1 protein-coding gene is annotated in these 1267 nt (G+C 42.5%); it reads left to right on the top strand.

Translation table 11 applies throughout. The features are described 5' to 3' along the window. The coding region (locus Q8K99_10035) for a hypothetical protein (protein MDP2182889.1) at positions 1–1267 on the top strand (1267 nt) is incomplete at both ends.

Raw genomic sequence — 1267 nt, 5'->3', positions numbered from 1 at the left:
CTCTGCTAAATTTGCAATTCTTCAATACACAATTACAGCGACGGCAGGATTAAACGGAACAATAACACCATCAGGTATAGTACAAATAAATCATGGCGCCAGTCAGAATTTTAGGATTCGTCCTAACACAGGTTATCAGGTTGACAGTATATTCGTAAACGGTGTCTATGCAGGAAATGATACAAGTTATACATTCACGAATGTTACATCTAATCAGATTATACACGGAACCTTTGCTCCGAGAACATTAACAATTACGATTGGAACAAACCCTGTCGGTCGAAGATTTATTGTTGATGGCAATATATATGATTCCACACAAACATTTAACTGGACTGCTGCCGAAACACATACGATTTCTACTGATAGTATACAACTCGGAGTAATAGGGACACAGTATGTTTGGAATAGTTGGACAAATGGCGGCACTCGTACAAGTAATGTCGCTCCGCTTGTGAATACTACATATACCGCAAACTTCACAACACAGCATTATCTTACGATGATTGCTAACACCGGTGGTTCGGTTACACCGCCAAGTGGCTGGTTCAACCGAGGTCAATCTGTCGTAATCACAGCTATTCCAGATAGTAAATATGAATTTAGCAGTTGGAGCGGGACAGGCTCTGGCTCATATAGTGGTTCGGGTAATCCACGAACCATCACGATTGACGGTGCTATCAATCAAACAGCAAGTTTTATCCGGCTGCCGGTTCAAATAACAATTGGTACAAATTTTTCCGGTCTTACTTTTAGGTATAATGGAGTTGATTACACAACCACACAGACCCGAACAGTTACTCCGGGGACTTCACAATCGATCAGTACGACATCGCCGCAGCCCGGTGCAACAAACACAAGATATGCTTGGCAAAATTGGAGCGATGGCGGAGCCATATCGCATTCGATAATTCCGAACAGCGATTCATCTTTCATTGCTAATTTTCTTACACAATATTATCTCACTATGTCGTCAACTCCCAATGGCACTGTCTTCCCTGTAACCGGGTGGCAGGATAGCGGCAGAGTATTACAAATTAAAGCAACTCCCAACACCGGTTATGCTTTCAGAGGTTGGATTGGAACAGGTGCTGGGTCTTATACAGGAATGCTCGATTCAACGAATATTCAAATACTCAACCCAATTACTCAGAGTGCTACATTCACTTTGGATACGATGATCATAACTGCTTCAGCCGGAGCGAATGGACGTATTACTCCTTCCGGCAGTGTAAAAGTTCCTTACGGTTCAAGTCAAACGTTTACT

It is taken from the genome of Actinomycetota bacterium (genome assembly GCA_030682655.1).
Taxonomy (GTDB): Bacteria; Actinomycetota; Coriobacteriia; order Anaerosomatales; family JAUXNU01; genus JAUXNU01.
Note: the sequence above shows the minus strand (reverse complement) of the source record. Positions and strands in the feature narration are given on the sequence as shown.